The 17,379-nt window shown below is 31.7% G+C and carries 14 protein-coding genes; 4 read left to right on the forward strand and 10 right to left on the reverse strand.

What is annotated here, in order from left to right:
* Window positions 1-4: 4 nt before the first annotated feature.
* From TD18_RS10665 to TD18_RS10710, 10 genes are all read right to left on the reverse strand, one after another.
* Complete coding sequence (locus TD18_RS10665; protein WP_040252373.1) at window positions 5-496, reverse strand: hypothetical protein; 492 nt, start codon at window positions 494-496, stop codon at window positions 5-7.
* Window positions 493-1,740, reverse strand: coding sequence for a restriction endonuclease subunit S (locus tag TD18_RS16725; protein WP_052461134.1), 1,248 nt, complete (start codon window positions 1,738-1,740; stop codon window positions 493-495). Before TD18_RS16725 ends, TD18_RS10665 begins: the two co-directional genes overlap by 4 nt.
* Complete coding sequence (locus TD18_RS10675) at window positions 1,731-4,142, reverse strand: type I restriction-modification system subunit M (protein WP_040252375.1); 2,412 nt, start codon at window positions 4,140-4,142, stop codon at window positions 1,731-1,733. The genes TD18_RS16725 and TD18_RS10675 overlap by 10 nt, the downstream gene beginning before the upstream one ends.
* A gap of 185 nt (window positions 4,143-4,327) precedes the next feature.
* Window positions 4,328-4,546, reverse strand: coding sequence for a hypothetical protein (locus tag TD18_RS10680; protein ID WP_040252377.1), 219 nt, complete (start codon window positions 4,544-4,546; stop codon window positions 4,328-4,330).
* A gap of 3 nt (window positions 4,547-4,549) precedes the next feature.
* A complete protein-coding gene (locus tag TD18_RS10685) occupies window positions 4,550-4,906 on the reverse strand; it encodes a hypothetical protein (RefSeq protein WP_040252379.1) in 357 nt (118 codons plus the stop codon).
* Window positions 4,907-5,120: 214 nt separating this feature from the next.
* Entirely contained in the window at window positions 5,121-7,208 is a 2,088-nt protein-coding gene (locus TD18_RS10690) for a toprim domain-containing protein (RefSeq protein WP_040252381.1), read from the reverse strand.
* Window positions 7,209-7,210: 2 nt separating this feature from the next.
* Entirely contained in the window at window positions 7,211-7,426 is a 216-nt protein-coding gene (locus TD18_RS10695; protein ID WP_040252383.1) for a hypothetical protein, read from the reverse strand.
* 10 nt (window positions 7,427-7,436) lie between these two features.
* The gene (locus tag TD18_RS10700) at window positions 7,437-7,727 is read right to left on the reverse strand and encodes a helix-turn-helix domain-containing protein (protein WP_052461135.1); all 291 of its coding nucleotides are present in this window, start codon (window positions 7,725-7,727) and stop codon (window positions 7,437-7,439) included.
* Window positions 7,728-7,807: 80 nt separating this feature from the next.
* A complete protein-coding gene (locus TD18_RS10705; RefSeq protein WP_040252386.1) occupies window positions 7,808-8,692 on the reverse strand; it encodes a hypothetical protein in 885 nt (294 codons plus the stop codon).
* 3 nt (window positions 8,693-8,695) lie between these two features.
* Window positions 8,696-9,919, reverse strand: a complete 1,224-nt coding sequence (locus tag TD18_RS10710; RefSeq protein ID WP_040252388.1) for a phage integrase SAM-like domain-containing protein — start codon at window positions 9,917-9,919, stop codon at window positions 8,696-8,698.
* A gap of 468 nt (window positions 9,920-10,387) precedes the next feature.
* Between TD18_RS10710 and TD18_RS10715 the strand changes: the two genes are divergently transcribed.
* The 4 genes from TD18_RS10715 (at window position 10,388) to TD18_RS10730 (ending at window position 17,379) form a co-directional block, all read left to right on the forward strand.
* Entirely contained in the window at window positions 10,388-11,656 is a 1,269-nt protein-coding gene (locus TD18_RS10715) for a Y-family DNA polymerase (RefSeq protein WP_040252390.1), read from the forward strand.
* The gene (locus TD18_RS10720) at window positions 11,647-12,096 is read left to right on the forward strand and encodes a LexA family protein (RefSeq protein ID WP_040252392.1); all 450 of its coding nucleotides are present in this window, start codon (window positions 11,647-11,649) and stop codon (window positions 12,094-12,096) included. The genes TD18_RS10715 and TD18_RS10720 overlap by 10 nt, the downstream gene beginning before the upstream one ends.
* Window positions 12,097-12,176: 80 nt before the next feature.
* Window positions 12,177-15,452, forward strand: coding sequence for a toxin-antitoxin system YwqK family antitoxin (locus TD18_RS10725; protein WP_040252394.1), 3,276 nt, complete (start codon window positions 12,177-12,179; stop codon window positions 15,450-15,452).
* Window positions 15,424-17,379 (forward strand): DUF3857 domain-containing protein, encoded by a 1,956-nt coding sequence (locus TD18_RS10730; protein ID WP_040252550.1) that lies wholly within the window; start codon window positions 15,424-15,426, stop codon window positions 17,377-17,379. The genes TD18_RS10725 and TD18_RS10730 overlap by 29 nt, the downstream gene beginning before the upstream one ends.

The raw sequence follows: 17,379 nt of genomic DNA on the forward strand, positions 1-17,379 counted from the left end.
GGTTTTATTCGTTTAATGTAAAAATCTCGTCTTTTTTAGAAATGTAATACGATTTATAACCCTCATTTTTACATTCTTCAGTCCAAAGATTTTGAATCACTTGACTTCTGCTATAAATATCATTCATTCCTTTATGCCAACTTGCCCAAATTTTGCCATTTATTCTGCCTTCTGAATGCCAATGGTATTCTTCTGCACAGATATTAAAAAAGTCAATAACTACTCCTGAATACCTCTCTTTCTTTTCTTCTTTCAGCTTTTCCCATTTATCTTCAGGTAGTCTTGATACTTTATCAATTTTATTATTAATTCTATCATAGCGTTGATTAAACTCTGTAAAGAGTTCTTTCATTAACCTATCTTCTTCAATTTTTGCTGTTTGTTCAAAATGCTTTATTGAATTTTTATTAAAGCGATGTGTAATTAAACCTCCAAAAAGACCTATAACAAGCGTTACAGCCGAACCAATAATACCGACAATTAACTCTATACTCATACCAACCTAATTTTACCCGTTAACAAGTTTTGCATTAGCCCTTGCTTTAGCATTTTATATTTAGATAGCTTTTGTTCTAGTTGCTCAATGTCAGCATCCATATCAGAAAGTATTGTAGCTATCTCTGTTTGTTCATCTTTTGTTTTTGGTAAAGGAATATCAAATTTTGAAAGTTCTTCCTTTGTTATTGTTTTTATAATACCACCAGGTGCATTCTCTTTTTCAATTCTAAATTTCTCTTGAATCACAAATGCAAAAAACACCTTATTCATAGGAACTTTATAATCAGTAAATATCAATAAAGTCCTATCAACATAGGCATCATATTGGGTAATCGCAATTCTTCCAATAGAACCTTGTAGCGTAATTACAACATTTCCTTTTTCAACAAATACACTTTTGTCTTTAGCTAAATCACTTATTTTTTGCTTTGTAGTTAATTTAAGACGCATATTTTTATCTACATCGTAAACTTGAACAAATGGTGTTCCGTTATTTTCATCATACCATTGTGGCAAACCATAAGGCTGTGGAAAACTACCTCTTCTATATCTTGCTATATCTCCTAGCTTCTTAACCTCCCAATCTTCTTTAGGTGTTAAAAGTTTTTGCATAGCACCTTGTTTAATAGCTCTTTTTTTAGTGAGTTTTTGCTCTATGGCTTGTATTAAAATATCGGTATCGCTTAATACTTGGGCTATGGCTTTTTGTTCTGGAAGTGGTGGTAGTGGAAGCTTAACATTGATTAATTGTGTTTTTGAAACTCCAAACACTTTCATTCCAACCGCCAGTTGTAACATTTGATTTTTTACGGTTTGAGAATTTAAGAGAATACCTCTAAAATTATCGGCAAGCATAGATTTTTTATCTCTTAATAAATAAGTATGTAGTCCAGATATGTATTTTTTATTTCCCACACCAAAAACCTCAACGGATTTATTTACACCTGCCAAATCCTCTGATGCATCAACCATAATAACATCCCCATCACATACAAGTTCATATTTAGCTTGTTCAGAGGTAACATAGTATTTGATACCAGCTTTCAAGTCATATTTAGTATTTGTAATTGCGTGAATAAGTCCATAATGTATACATCCTACTTCATCATCCTCTGACATTTGAGCCTTGGAATAATTTGAAGTAGAATAAAATGAAAATATTTTATCAAAAGGTACTAAATCCCAGTCTTCAGGAATCAAGCCAACTTCAGTTTGTTTAAATTTTGTTTGAGTTAACTCCATACAAACCCCATTTTTTGTAAGTGCTTGTTCACTTTGGTTTCTAAACTCTCTACTTCATCATCAATAAGAGGTAAAGGGTTTTCGTAGCGTTCTGCTAATTCTTTTACACGGTTGGTTAAACGTTGGCTTATGTGTTCTATTTCGTCTTTTATCGTGGTTTCTATGGTGTGCATCCACTTATCATCTACTACCAATTGTTTAACCTCGTCTTCTGTTAAGGTTGGGTATTTTGCATAGAGTTTAGTATCTAACGCTGCCTCTGCTTCTTTAATCTTTTTGTTGGTAGCGGTTTGTTTAGTAAGTAGAGCGATGTATTGCTTCAAGACTTTTAATTCATCAGCTATGTCTGTTTCGCTTTTTAATTCTTTTATACGAGCATTTATAGTGGCTTTGTTTACTTTTTCCATCTCTCCAAAATAACCATCTTCACTACTGTGTTCTTCCTCTAATTCGGTTAAGGCATTTGCAATAGTTTCTTTTTCAGCTTGTAAAGTTTCTAACGTTTCTTTTTCAGTTTTAAAATACCGGTTAATCACCAAGTCTTTAGGTACAAGGTCGCACGTCCAACCTTTATCTACTTTTTTCTTTTGCTTGTTTTCTACTATAATTCTATAAGTTTCAGCTTTCCAACCATCTTGGGTAATGATGTAACTATCATCTTGCATTATTTCAAACCAATAACTCATCAAATGTTGGTACATATCATAAGGATCTATCAATGCCTTATTGGTGTATTGATTTAATAAATTTTCAGATAAGCTATATATTAATTCTTTTGGATTGAAACCTTGTGTTAAAGCTTTGAAAGTAGCTGTCGTTTCTGTTTTCCATTCGGTAAATAAACTATCCATTTGCGTACTAAAAGCCACAAACTCTGGATGCTCAAAAATGGTGGTCTTAATATCATCTTTAGGCACTTTTAAACTACTGTAATTTGGTCTTTTACTTTGGGCAAACAAAGCGCCTTTAACGTTAGGGTACACATCCCAAAAGCGTTGTAGTGCATCTATATCTGCATTTGGAATATCGCCTAATAAATGCGCTTCAATATCTTGTATATCTTCAGTTTCTTGGCTTTCTATATATCGTGGGATATTTAGATTAAACTCATTGGTTTCTATCTCTGTAATGGACACCATTTTACTAAAACCTGCTATTTGCTGTTGGTTGTTAAATACATCAGCTACTCTATGAATATCTTGCTCACGCAATCGGTTTTTATTACCATCTTTTATATAGCCTTTACCCGCATCTATCATAAAAATACCTTTTCGATTTTGGGCATTCTCTTTATCTATTAAAATAATACACGCAGGAATACCTGTACCATAAAACAAGTTAGCAGGTAAACCAATAATACCTTTTATATAACCCTTTTTAATTAAGTTTTTACGAATTTCTGCTTCTGCATTTCCTCTAAACAAAACACCGTGAGGTAAAATAACAGCGCCTTTACCGTGACGTTTTAATGAGCGTACTATATGTAATAAAAACGCATAGTCTCCATTCTTTACAGGTGGAACACCATAGTCTTGAAAACGGTTATAAGGATTGTCCTCCGGTAAGTTTAATCCGTTGCTCCAACGTTTATCACTAAAAGGTGGATTGGCTACTACATAGTCAAAGGTTTTAAGGTTGTCACCATCTTTGTTTTCAAATAGTGGTTTTGCTAATGTGTTCCCTTGTTTTATTAGTGCAGTTGGTTCGTTGTGTAAAATCATATTCATACGAGCCAAACCAGAAGTTGCAGAATCTTTTTCTTGTCCGTACAACGTTACTTTACCATTAGCAACATCACTTATTTTTAACAATAGAGAACCTGAACCACAAGCTGGGTCATATACTGTTGTTTCGGCAGTGGTTTCTTCTTTATCAATACCAATTATTTTAGCCATTATTCGGCTAACTTCAGCAGGTGTATAGAATTGCCCTTTGCTTTTTCCGCTTTCGGTAGCAAAGTGACGCATTAAATATTCGTAGGCATCACCTAAAATATCATCCCCTTCGGCTTTGTTTTTACTAAAGTCAAGACTTGGGTTTTCAAAGATTGCAATTAGATTGGTTAATCTATCTACCATTTCTTTTCCGCTACCTAACTTAGTAACATCGTTAAAGTCTGGCATATCTGCTAACTGGTTTGCTTCTGCAATTGGAGCAATAATTTTTTTGTTGATTTGGTCTCCAATATCGGTTGAGCCTTTTAAAGCAACCATATCTTTAAAACTGGCACCATTAGGAATTGTAATCGGTGCATAGGGTTGACCAGCCCATTTGTCGCTTATATATTTTATAAAGAGCATCACCAATACATAATCTTTGTATTGACTTGCATCCATTCCGCCTCTTAATTCGTCACAACTTGCCCATAACGAGCTATATAATTCTGATTTTTTTATTGCCATTTATTTTTAAATAATTGATATTAATGTAAAAAATAAAAGTATGAAATCACAAACCAAATACAATGGTTAATTAGGAGTTTTTGCCGAAAGCGTAAACAAAAAAACCGAGCGTTTGGTCGATCTCGGTTTTAAAATGGAAAATATTGGCGGAAGTATGCTCTTATTTAGTGCAATCAATTTATACTTTAAGTATTATCAATTTCTTTGAACGAAGATATTTTCTTCTTACTATCATAATAATTATAGTAGGCTGCTAAACCTCCAAGACCTATGATAAAACTGAGTGTTACAACTAATAAAAAATTTGTTTGCTTTAGAGAATCATTTTTCGCCTCAACTTTTTTAAATTCAGTGGGAATGTCCTTAACAAAATCCAGTTCGTATGTATTTATAAAATTCTCCATTACTTAATTTTTAAGTTTAATTATTTTAACCTGATTACCTTCAATAAACAAATATGCATAATCGAAAATACAGTTGCATTTTTGCTCACCAATTCTACAAGTATGGGTAATAATCGCAAAATTAAATCCAGCACCATATAAAAAATCTAAACTTTTTACGACCTCTTGTTCTCCACCTAAAACCCTTTTAAGTATGTTTCGGTTATTATTTAGAAGTTGGTTTATTTCTTTTGTTGAGTCTCTCCGCTTTTGGGCTTTAATATTATTATACTTTATTTGGTTCTCACGGTTAGCAAAAACTTGATTGTTTCTTCGTTTGAAGAATGTCTCACCAGTTAATGGATCTTTAGCAGTGTTCATAAGCTTTTTTTTATAAAAATAGGAAGAAGAACATTCAATTCATAAGAAGATTTGCTAACTAAATCTAAGTTAATTTATATTAGCTTAGGTTATTCGACTTTCCATTTAAACAAGATTTAAAATAACATACATTTGGTTTATGTGAAATTGATAAAAAATAACAATGGAAGCTGGAAAAGCCTTATATAAGGGGCTTCCAACTTCCATTGTTAAATTACTTAGTGTTTAAGGAAAACTGTTCAGTGCTATTATTAATTGGTTCAAGACTATATATCATTTCCTTCCCCTGTTTAATTTTAAATAAGTTGTTGGGTGTTTTATTTTTTACAATTTGAATTTTAGTCTCGACAATCTCTTTCAATCTAGTCCTAATAATTTTATCACTACAATCAAATTCACGACTTAACAAGGCTAGTAAATCACCACTACTTATTGGTTCATTTAAATTCTCTTCTAAGAATTTAATAACACTATCAATTTCAGCTTTTAAATGACGAGAATGAATAACATCTTTAATCTGATCCGAATCAGCCAAAAATAATCCGTTTGATTTTTCACAATACATCAAATAAATAGGTTCAAATCTTTTGGTGCTTCTAGCTTTCAAAAAGTTGAGTAAAATTAAATCCGTTGGCTTTCCATTCTTACCCTTTTCAAAACCCAACTGCATAACAGTGCTAGATTTATTCATAAGTTCTGTTCCCAAATGTCCTCTTGCTTTATCTATACTGCCTGGGTTCTCGTGAATTAATCCAATAAAAGTGACGTCGTACTTATTGATCGCTACATTCATTAAATCAATAAGTTGCATACTATCATCTGATCGGTTAAAATCTTTAATACAATCTGTAACAACATCTAGAATGATTATTAAATGTCCTTGAAATTTTTGACGAACATAATTTAAATAATCTGTTAGTGCCTTGAAACGGTCTTTTCTAGGGATTTCTAATAAAGATATGTAATCAAGTTGGCTAGGATTATCGCTTTTGGAGTAACCCGCTTTCTGAAGCATCTGTTGAATTGCATAGGGAAATTGATCCGTTAGATTTCTTTCTGTATCAACATAACACACAGTCGGTTTATTACTAATACTCGTTTTAAAGCCTAGATGATAATTTTCATATTCTTGATGCTTAATAAACACACTACAAAAAGTTTCAGCTAATCTGCTTTTATGTACACCTGCTTTACCTTGAATTATATTAATTGTTCTAGGGAAAATGATACTCTGCCCGTTTTGGGTTAATATTGGTTCTGTTTTAGCTATTTTTTCGGACTTACGGTCTGTTAGTGCCTTCTGTGTTTTTAGTAACAAAGGAAGATAACCGTGTAAATTTTCGTCTTTAGAATAATCTTCAATTTCTGACTTTTTATAATTAAATTCTAAACCAAGTTTAAGTAAATCTGATATATCTTTACCCGATTTTTCTTCCAATTCTTTGGGTAATATCAACCTCTTCAAACCATACTTTTGAGCTATTTTTTTTGATTGCTCTAAGCCTGTTTCGTCAATATCATAGCAAATGACAACATCTTTAAAACGGAACTTTAAATCACTAATTAATTCCTGCGTAGGAAGTGCAGTTTCACTATTCAAACTAATAGCAGAATAGTTTGTAGAAAAAAAAGACATTACATCTTTTTCTCCACCTGTGATAAAAACAACATCACCTTCATCTGGCAACTGATCTAGTCCAAACACATATCCTTCAGGCTTAACACCTAACCAACTAAATTTATACTTTGGAGAAAAAGGTTGATAAATTTTATAACAATCATTACTGATTTTATAAGAATATATTGGGTTGTCTTTCGTTGATTGAACCTTTGAAAATAACCCTTTCTTTAATTTTCTAGTGAAGAAATTAACTGGAAACACGTCAAACTTAATTAATGCCTCTTTTTCAATATTGTAAGAATTCCAAAAATTAATATAATCAACACCCCATTCAAAATGACTAATTTCAAGTAAACTATGATTTGGGTTTTCATTAACTAGATTGAAATCTTGGCTTAATACTTTTAAAGCATCCTTGAAATTAACACCTTTTAGTTTCATAATTAAATCAATTACATCACCATCATCTGATGTTGCAAAATCTTTATATCTCCATGTTCCATTATTACCCTTATAAATGTTAAAGGAAGGTGTTTTCTGCTTAACATCTAAAAATGGATTAGATATTAATTTCCCTTTCTTTAACATTGATGAGTTATGATAAGGTTTTAAATACCTGTTTAGTGCCTCGTAAGAATTTATTTTCGATAAAACATCTTCTTTATTATTGTTGACTCCCATAGTTACAAAATTTTATGACGTTCTATTTCATCAAGTACTTCTTTCAACTTGTAGAATTTCTTGTTTCCAAAAAGGTAAGGTGTGAGTTTAAATTCACCTTGCTTTTTCCATTTCCAAAGGCTGACCTGCGAAATTGGGGGACTAAATAGCTTTCCTATTTCCTTTAAGCTGATATATTCAGCTTCTGGGTTTATTAACCCTTCGTGTAACCACTTCATAACAAAAAAATTAAATGGCTATAATTGCAGCTTCAACTTCGGCTCTCTTATAGTATACCTTATTGCCTATTCCGTACTTTTTTAGCTTCCCTTTAACTGTCCAATTATGAACAGTGGAGACGTCACATTTTAATATTTTGGCAACTTCATCACGAGTAAGATTTTCGTCGGGAGTTTTTGGCTCAAATGAGTTTTTGAGTTCTTCTAATTGGTTTCTTATAATTGAAACCTCATTGGAAACTTTTGCAACAGCACTTGGCAAATTGTCAAAAGTTATTGAGTTTGAATTTTGGTTTTTCATTTGCTTAAAATTTATTTGAAAGCAATATCCATTTAATTCATCGGTACTCTCTCGCGGTACCGTACTGTTTCAGTACTGATTTATTTATATTTATTCATACGCATTGTAAAACTATCTATAATTGAAATACCTTCACTCTCACAGTAATCGATTATACTTTGCAATTTCTTTCTGTCTGAAAATATATTTTTGTCATTTTTATTTGAACCATGAATAGATTCTGATATATAGGGTCTAAAGTTTTCATTCCCAAGCTCTTTTGAAATTGCAGCATAACTAGCGAGATCCCCAACTTGATACCTATTTATAAGACGGTCCATTTCTCCATTAGCAAAAAGTAATCCAACCTGAAACCATAACATTTTAGTCTTGTCTCTTTTTTTTGACTTATTGTTTTTTTCTTGATCTGAATTTTCGTCTAGGCTTTTAAAACTATCATCTAACCATTGAAAATAATCGAATAGTAATTGAGCATACGCCTCAGACGGTGTTTTTGTTATATCTTGATATTTGTCATTGGGGGATTGGATAAAATCATACCCATCATCGTTTCCTCCTAAAATCACATTCTTAAAATAATATTGAATGTTTAACAAGTCGTCTAACTCAAATAATACATTCCATTCTTTAGATATTATTTTCTGTGATTGAGGTATAGGAGCAGATAAAATATTGATGCATTCCTGCTTTTCTATTTCTAACAATTCACCCTTTATTTGAGAGCGATTATAAGATTCTTTAAAATTGACTTTTAACTTATCCAACCGAAGTTTTATAATTTCGTGAAATATTTCCTTTTGCTTTTTCTTTATTTGATCGACATCTTCATCACTAAAATCATCCCAAGAAACTAATTCGGGTTTATCTTCTTTATCTTCTTTTTTCTCTTTCCCCTTATAAATGAATTTAGCATATTGAAGAGTCACGTCTCCATCATACCATTCCTTAAACGTTAGTTTTTTCATAATTTATTCATTTTTTAAATTCTTAAATGCAGTTGCAAGTTGTTTGGACATTGATGTTTGTGTCTTACCTACATATAAAAGAAATGAAGACTCTGTTTTATGTCCTGTTTGTGACATAATAAGTTCGTTTGGAAGTTTTCCAAAATAATTACTGGCATAAGTTTTCCTTCCAACTTTAGACGAGATTAACTGCCATTTAGGAAACTTCCCAACTTCTCTTATTTTAGTTTCTTTGTTTTTAAGTGCTCCATCAACCAGACTAGTAAGACCTCCTTCTTTACAAAGAACTTTGACGTATTTATTGAATTTAGCAGCACTAATTTTTCTTGGGAAATTACCTCCATTTTTGTCTAGTAAATTTGAAAGCTTTGGAGTAACGAAAACAGACATTTTCGTCCCTGTCTTGATTTGTGTAAATTCAATAAACGAATCTTCACCATCAAAACGAATTTGATCTTTAGTAAACTGCATAAAATCAGACACTCGCTGAGCCGTTTCGCAACAGACAATTAGCCAATCTCTTACATTATTTAAATACTCGAACTCATATTCCTTTTTACATACATTACTATATTCAGTTTCTGTCAAGAAAATTATTGGAATTTTTTCATTCTTAGACTTAATACTATCTAATTGAAAATGAGTTTCAATCCCATTTTTCCGTGCATGAAGACAAATAGTCTTAATGTATCTCACTTTTCTTGCAAAGGTATTTTGAGCTAAATTGTGTTGGTTACAAAACTCTTTAAACTCCTTTATAAAAAGCAAATTAACATCTTTTATGAAAAATTCTGTCTTTTTGTACAATTCAAACTTTTCAATAAATAATTTATTAGTATTAATTTTGGTGAAAGTTTCGGGTTTAATTATATCCTTTCTGCTTAAAGCATAATAATCAAAATAATCAACAAGTTTTGTAGGAATATCACCTTGCTTCATTGAAGGGTTTATAAAATCTTTTAGCCAGCTTGAATCAATTACAGAATTATTAACGCTTTTATTATAGTGATTTAGTAATTCAGATTTAAATTGTGTTAAGTCTGAATTTAGTTTCTTAAACCCCTCATCTTTTAAATTCTTTGGTCGTTCTTTAGAGGAACTCCAATCTGATGGATTAATAACAAATTTTGTTTTTGATTTAGCATCTATTGCTCGTCCATCTCTAAATCTAACATAAATACCTGCTGGACTTTTTTTACTTTGTATATAAAACTTTATTGTCGCCATAATACAAATGTAATATTTTAGTCCACATTTAGTCCACAATTATTGCATTTATTTCAATACACTTCAAGCCGTTTAAATAGTGTTTTAAAATATAAAAAATTGATTTTAAGCGATTTAAAATATAATAAACTTAATAATTAGTGAATTACAAATTAACTGTATTTAATAAAAAACAGTCCCTTCCTCTCTGCAAAAGGAAACCTGCAACAAATGTTGCAGGTTTTTTTATTCAATTAAATTATTGAACCAAAGGTTCTTAATGATTTCTTTGAATGAAAAAATCTACACACCTTTTTTGGTGTGTTAGGTTTCTATGCTTGCTCAAGATTATCTAATTGGGATGGCCGAAGTCAATCCTCAACTTAGCGAAGCTAATCCTGAATGTACTAACGATTACTTCAAAAAAATTTAACGTTCTCTTCCTAAAAAACAGAATTAAAAACAAAAGTTTTATTCTATCTTTAGCTCATGTTCGCACTCGTCGATTGTAATAATTTTTATGCTTCATGTGAACGCGTTTTTCAGCCACAATTCAACAACAAACCTGTTGCCATTTTATCAAATAATGATGGTTGTGTGATTTCTCGTAGCGATGAAGCCAAAGCTTTGGGTTTACCAATGGGAGCACCTGCATTTAAATATGAAGGGTTTTTCAAAGCGCATAATATCCGTGTGTTTTCATCAAACTATCCTCTTTATGGCGACATGAGTAATCGTGTGATGTCTATTTTAGAACAATTTACACCAGGTGTAGAAGTCTACAGCATTGATGAAGCTTTTTTACAATTTAAAGGATTTGAGGATTATGATTTTAATGCTTATGGCCTTCAGATACGACAACGTGTTTTAAAATGGACAGGCGTTCCAACATGTGTTGGTATTGCTCCAACTAAAGCTTTGTCTAAAGTTGCTAATAAAATTGCCAGAAAATATCCGAAACAAACCAATGGTGTTTATGTGATAGATTCTGAAGACAAACGCGTAAAAGCATTGAAATGGACAAAAATCGAATCGGTTTGGGGTATAGGTCGTGGCTTGCAGAAACGATTAAAATCAAGACACTGTATCAATGCTTATGATTTTACACAACTTAGCGATGAATGGATAAGAACGAATATGGCTGTTGTAGGTCTGCGCTTGAAAAAAGAATTATTGGGCATTTCAACATTAGCGTTAGAAGAACCTATTCTACAAAAAAAAGCTATTGCTACAACACCTAGTTTTGAATACACCTATACTGATCTTGATAATTTAAAAGAACGCATCTCTACATTTGCGACCAGTTGCTCCGAAAAATTACGCAAGCAACATTCTTGTTGTAATATGATTTATGTATTTATCAAAAATAATAAGCACAATAGAACAGGGGAAAGATATCAGTCTATGAGTACTATTGTAAATCTGCCTTATGCTACAGACTCCAGCTTAATTATTAGTAAATATGCTACTGAAGCTTTAAAAGATATTTTTAAAAAAGGCTTACATTACAAAAAAGCAGGTGTTATATTAATGGGATTAGTACCAAAAAACGAGCGACAACTCAACTTATTTACAATTGAAAACCCGAAACATAAACCTCTCATGAAAACTATCGATCGTATCAATAAAAAATACGAATCACATAAAATAAAATTAGGTAATCAAGATTTGAAACGTACTTGGAAAATGCGACAAGAACGTTTTTCTTCAAAATACACGACCAATATTAACGAAATACTTACTGTAAAATGTCATTAAAATTCTTAACTCCAAAAAACGCACTTGAGTTTTATACTCCAGATGAGACACAATCTCTAGAAATTGTTTTAGCTCAAACAGGTATTTCGGCTGGTTTCCCTTCTCCTGCCGACGATTTTAAAGAATATAAAATTAGTCTTGACAAAACGTTAGTAAGAAATAAAGAGGCCACATTTTATGCCAGAGTGAGCGGACAATCAATGATTGGAGCTGGATTGGATGATGGTGATTTACTGGTTGTTGACAAAAGCTTAGAACCTGTTCACAATAAAATTGCAGTGTGTTTTATTGACGGTGAATTTACCGTAAAGCGTTTAAAAGTCACTTCAGAAGGTGTATATCTTCAACCTGAAAACCCAGTTTATGATTCTATTTTAGTTACAGAAAGCAGTGATTTTCAAATCTGGGGAATTGTAACACACGTAATTAAGAAGCTTTAAACCAAAATTAATTTGTTCTTTTTTCAAATTTTATATCTAACAATAGTATATTGTCTATTTAATAGAATTCTACATCAATTATGAAATATTTAGTTACCGTTTTGTTTATATCGTTTTGTTTGGCTTCCTATAGCCAGGAAAAAATTCCTTATATAGACTATGAAATTGTTTACGCTAAAGTATCAGAAAGTGCCAATGAACAGGATTATGACAACGTTCTTGAACAACTAAATACAATCCATAAAAATGATTCTACTTATTGTTCTGTACTCACCACAAAATCATATTATCTCATTGCTCAAGAAAAATTTGACGATGCCTTAGACATAACTAATGAAGGATTATCTTCTGATTGTGATCAAACATCGAAACTTTTTCTACTCATGAATAAAGGGGTTAGTTATTCAAGTCAAGAGAAATACAGTGACGCACTAACGGTTTATGAAGACGCATTAAAATTATTTCCGAAAAACCCAAAACTTTGGTATAATAAAGGTATCGCTTTAGAAAATTTAGATGATATTCCTGGAGCAGTAGAAGCTTATCAAAATGCAATTATTTATAATCCCTTATACAGAAATGCGCATTTACAATTGGGCAACATCTGTTATCGCCAGCAACTTATGGCGCAAGCCTTAATGTGTTTTAATATGAGTTTGCTTTCAGAACCTGATACTGAAAGAGCGTTTAGCTTGTTAAAATATGTCAATGACATAGTCTCTACAAAAAATGAAAATGAGCCCATTTCAAGTTTAAGTATTTCACCCGATGACGGCGCATTTGAAAGTATTGATCTTATCTTAAACAACAGAGTCGCATTAAACTCTAATTACAACATAGAAAATAAAATAAAAATCTCTATAGTGAAGCAAAATCATGCGCTTCTAGAACAGCTAAAAACAATTAAAGCTAATGGTGGTTTTTGGGATAATTATTATATCCCTTTATACCAATGGATCGCTTCTAACGATTATTTTGATAACTTTACTTACACCATAAATGCCTCAATAAAAAATGAAGACTACAAGAAAATTATCGAAAAAAACACTGGCAATATAGAAACGTTTGTTGAAGCTTACGTTACCAAATGGTTTGGGATTTTTAATGAAAATGCCAATTCAAAACTAACGCATTATTACTATGAAGGTGTTTTTCAAGGAGAAGGAGAAGAAAAAAACGGTGTTAGTATAGGAGACTGGACTTTTTATAACAACAACGGACAGCTATCAAGCAAAGGTTTTTACAATAATAAGGGAGAACGTGAAAATGAATGGACGTGGTATCACGACAATGGAGCTGTAAGAGAAATTGCCATATATAAAGACGGCAAATTAAATGGTAAAAACAAATTATACTACGACGATGGAAAACCATATATATTAGCTAATTCTAAGAATGATGATTATGATGGCGAATACAAATACTACATTAATAAAGGAGGTTTAAAACAAAAAAAATACTACAAAGAAGGTAAACTTGATGGTAAGTATTTAGCATTTTTTGATATCGGTGAATCTCTTATTGAGTTTGAAGCAGATTATAAAGAAGATATCATTGTTGGCGATTTTAAGGAGTATTATGCAAATGGCGATTTGTACTCCACAATTCAATTTGAAAATAACTTAAGAAATGGAAAAGAGATTCAGTATTACTGGAATAAACAAAAATCTTTAGAAGCAAGTTATAAAGACGACAAACTCGATGGGCCATACATAACTTATCATACTAACGGAAATAAAAAAGAAGTCGGTCAGTCTGTAAATGGCTTTTTTAACGGATTATGGCAATCTTTTTACGACGATGGCATTCTAAATAGTGAATACACTTATAGCAACGGACAATTAGATGATCTCTACAAAACTTATGATAGAGACGGTAAATTAACGTCTGAATTTCAATACAGAAAAGGAGAAATTATCAGCTATAAATTTTATGATAAATCTGGAAATATCCTTTCCGATAAAAGAAAAAAGGGAGGCGAATTTTATTATGAAGGGTATCATCCTAATGGCAATAAAGCTGCAGAAGGTTTATACGACATAAGTGGTGGAAAAGTTGGATACTGGAAATTCTATACGAATAACGGGACACTTTCTGAAGAAGGTACTTATGAAAATGATAGTCCGATTGAAACGCATAAAATTTATTATAGCACAGGAGATGTTGAGAGCACTCACGAATACAATGCAGAAAACAGTACCAGTTATTATCAGTATTTTTATAAAAGTGGTCAATTGAAATCGCAAGGTTGGTACAAAAATGGTCTAAGGCATGGCGAATGGCGATACTATTACATTGATGGTGCTCTGGAAGCTATAAATTTTTTCCATAAAGACGATTTGCATGGCACTCAACAATATATGAGTGTTAACGGAAAATTAAATCGTGAATCAACGTACGAATATGGCTTACCTATTAAAGATGTTTATTTTAATACAGATGAACAGGCTTTCGAAACCGTTAATTTAAGTACTTCTGATTCTAAATTTAAACGCATAACACATTACCAAAATGGCAACAAAGAAACAGAAACAGACTTCGTTAATCAGTTAAAACATGGCGCCTACACATTTTACAATTTTAATGGTAATGTTGGTATCACAGGAAGTTATCATAATGATGAAATGACTGGTGAATGGACCTGGTATTACGACAACGGAAACGTAAAAAGCACTGCCAATTATCGCAATGGTAATTTGCATGGTGAATTAAAAAATTATTTTGAATCTGGACAATTAGAAGATGTCTATTCTTACGAATTTGGTAATCAATCTGGAAAAACCTTATCCTATCACGAAAACGGTAATCTTTCAATTACTACTGAATATTTAAATGATCAGGAACACTTAAGAAAAGAATTTTACAGTCCATCAGGTAAACTGCAACTAGTTCGTATTTACAATTATGGCACACTCATTGGTTACACCTATCAGGATTCTAACGGAAACGAAAAAGAAATGATTCCTATTACCAATGAAACCATAAAAATTGAAGCTTTTTATGATAATGGCAAACCGTCAAGAACATTTGAATATGTCAATGGAGACATTCAAGGCGATTACAAAACCTATTATTACAACGGACAACTGGAAAGTTTGACGATCTATGATAAAGGCGAAGTTCACGATGTAAATACTACTTACTTCGAAGACGGAAAAATAAGATCAAAAACACATCTGACCTATGGCGATAACAATGGTTTAAAAGAGCGATTTTATCCTAATGGTAAACTAAAAGAATCTATTAATTTTTTAAATGATGAAAGACATGGCGAGGCAAAATTTTATGACGAATCAGGACGTCTTACAAAAACAGAATATTATTCGAATGGCACAGTGTACGCTACAACAAATTAAAACTGGTAATTTTCTAACACTACTTCTATTGAGTGTTTTCATTCCATGTCATGTTGAAGCTCAGCTTTCGGCAGAATTTGAATTAAACAAAAACAAATATCCCGAATCTCATATTGTGAGATTGTTAGATGAAGTGGTTATTTCTGTCGCCTTAAAAAATGATGAAATAACTATTGAACAATCGTTTACTGAAGAAGATCTTTATTTGGATAATTCTGCAACGTATGGTTCTAAAAGAGCACTTAATTTTTCAGCGTTTTTTGAATTAAACTCTGTTGAAGCAACCTCATATGAATTTGATAACGGCAAATATAAAGCCTATAAAGTGGAAGATTTTATTGAAAAGGATGAATTAGATAATTCATTTCACGATGATACCAAATCTCTCAATTTTATTTTCCCTAAACTTTCAGTAGGTGGAAAAACAAAATTACAATACTCTGAAAACGTCAAGAACCCACGTTTTTTAAGTCCGATTTACTTCGGTGATTTCTTTCCGATACAAAAGAAAAAAGTCACACTAATTGCCGATAAAAATATCGAATTTAGATTTCAGGAGTTCAATACAGAGGATTTTGATATTGTCTTCAGCAAAAAAGAAAAAAGAGGAAATATCATTTACACCTGGGAACTTTCAAATGTAGATCGCTTTAAAAGTGAAGCCAATGTGCCTACTTATAAACGAGTTTTACCTCACATTGTTCCAATTATTACAAATTATAAAATTGGAGATAAAAAAATAAGTGTTTTAAATGATGTTTCCGATTTGTACTCATGGTATTATTCATTGGTAAAAGACATCAACACTAGTGCACCTGACCCAAAACTAGTGGCTTTAGTTAATGATTTAACCAAAGATCAGGAACGTGATATTGAAAAAGTGAGAGCTATTTACTACTGGACTCAAAAAAACATAAAATATATTGATTTTGAATATGCTTTAGGCGGCTTTATTCCTCGAGAAGCGAACGATGTATTCAATAAAAAATATGGCGATTGCAAAGACAATTCGAGTATTTTGTACGAAATGCTTAAAATTGCCGGATTACAAGGTAACCTTACCTGGATTGGAACGCGAACAATTCCTTACAGCTACAATGAAGTACCTACACCAATTGTTGATAACCACATGATTTTATCTATAGACTTAGATGATAAAACCTATTTTCTAGATGCTACTGGTCGTTATTTACCCTTAGAAATGCCCTCGTCTTTTATTCAAGGTAAAGAAGCGTTAATATCTAAAAGCGAAACTGATTTTGAAATCAAAAAAGTACCAGTTATGGCTCCTGAAACTAATTATTTTAAGGAATATACAGAACTTAGTATCGACGGTAAAGAACTACTTGGCACAAGTAAAACTGAGCTAACAGGTTATTATAAAAGAGATTATTTTGTTCAGTTAGAAGATGAAGATACAGACGTAAAACTCAAAGCGTATTACAACAGAAAACTTCGAAAAGGTAACAACAAATTCTTGGTGGATTCTATTTCTGAAACTAACAAATTTGAATATGACAAAAGCTTCATTATAGACTACACGTTTAAAATAAGTGATTACATTAAAAATTTAGGAGATGAAATTTATGTTAATCTCAATTTAAATCAAGACCTAGCGTATTATAAAACTGAAGAAGACAGAGAAAATGATACCGAAATCAACTACAAATGTTTTTACGATTACAAAACGTCTCTAAACATTCCCGAAGGTTATGCCATTGATTATCTTCCAGAGAACTTCTCTTTACATAACACGTATTTTGACTTTGACATCGCTTATGAAAACGTTGATGACACTATTATTTATACGCATCAATTGAAAATGAAATTTTTAACTCTCAACCCGAAACAACAAAAAGAAGTTAATGCTGCTATTAAAAAAGCAGAAAAAAACTTTAAAGAAGTTGTTGTTCTTAAAAAGCAATAA

Source organism: Psychroserpens mesophilus, assembly GCF_000826645.1.
In the GTDB taxonomy this organism is placed as follows: Bacteria; Bacteroidota; Bacteroidia; order Flavobacteriales; family Flavobacteriaceae; genus Psychroserpens; species Psychroserpens mesophilus.

Bases quoted from the DNA above. Each gene is read 5' to 3' on its own strand.
- TD18_RS10715 (WP_040252390.1), top strand. From the start codon at position 10,388: ATGTTCGCACTCGTCGATTGTAATAATTTTTATGCTTCATGTGAACGC.
- TD18_RS10675 (WP_040252375.1), bottom strand. From the start codon at position 4,142: ATGGCAATAAAAAAATCAGAATTATATAGCTCGTTATGGGCAAGTTGT.
- TD18_RS10710 (WP_040252388.1), bottom strand. From the start codon at position 9,919: ATGGCGACAATAAAGTTTTATATACAAAGTAAAAAAAGTCCAGCAGGT.
- TD18_RS10695 (WP_040252383.1), bottom strand. From the start codon at position 7,426: ATGAAGTGGTTACACGAAGGGTTAATAAACCCAGAAGCTGAATATATC.
- TD18_RS16725 (WP_052461134.1), bottom strand. From the start codon at position 1,740: ATGGAGTTAACTCAAACAAAATTTAAACAAACTGAAGTTGGCTTGATT.
- TD18_RS10685 (WP_040252379.1), bottom strand. From the start codon at position 4,906: ATGAACACTGCTAAAGATCCATTAACTGGTGAGACATTCTTCAAACGA.
- TD18_RS10705 (WP_040252386.1), bottom strand. From the start codon at position 8,692: ATGAAAAAACTAACGTTTAAGGAATGGTATGATGGAGACGTGACTCTT.
- TD18_RS10665 (WP_040252373.1), bottom strand. From the start codon at position 496: ATGAGTATAGAGTTAATTGTCGGTATTATTGGTTCGGCTGTAACGCTT.
- TD18_RS10720 (WP_040252392.1), top strand. From the start codon at position 11,647: ATGTCATTAAAATTCTTAACTCCAAAAAACGCACTTGAGTTTTATACT.
- TD18_RS10725 (WP_040252394.1), top strand. From the start codon at position 12,177: ATGAAATATTTAGTTACCGTTTTGTTTATATCGTTTTGTTTGGCTTCC.
- TD18_RS10730 (WP_040252550.1), top strand. From the start codon at position 15,424: ATGGCACAGTGTACGCTACAACAAATTAAAACTGGTAATTTTCTAACA.
- TD18_RS10700 (WP_052461135.1), bottom strand. From the start codon at position 7,727: ATGAAAAACCAAAATTCAAACTCAATAACTTTTGACAATTTGCCAAGT.
- TD18_RS10680 (WP_040252377.1), bottom strand. From the start codon at position 4,546: ATGGAGAATTTTATAAATACATACGAACTGGATTTTGTTAAGGACATT.
- TD18_RS10690 (WP_040252381.1), bottom strand. From the start codon at position 7,208: ATGGGAGTCAACAATAATAAAGAAGATGTTTTATCGAAAATAAATTCT.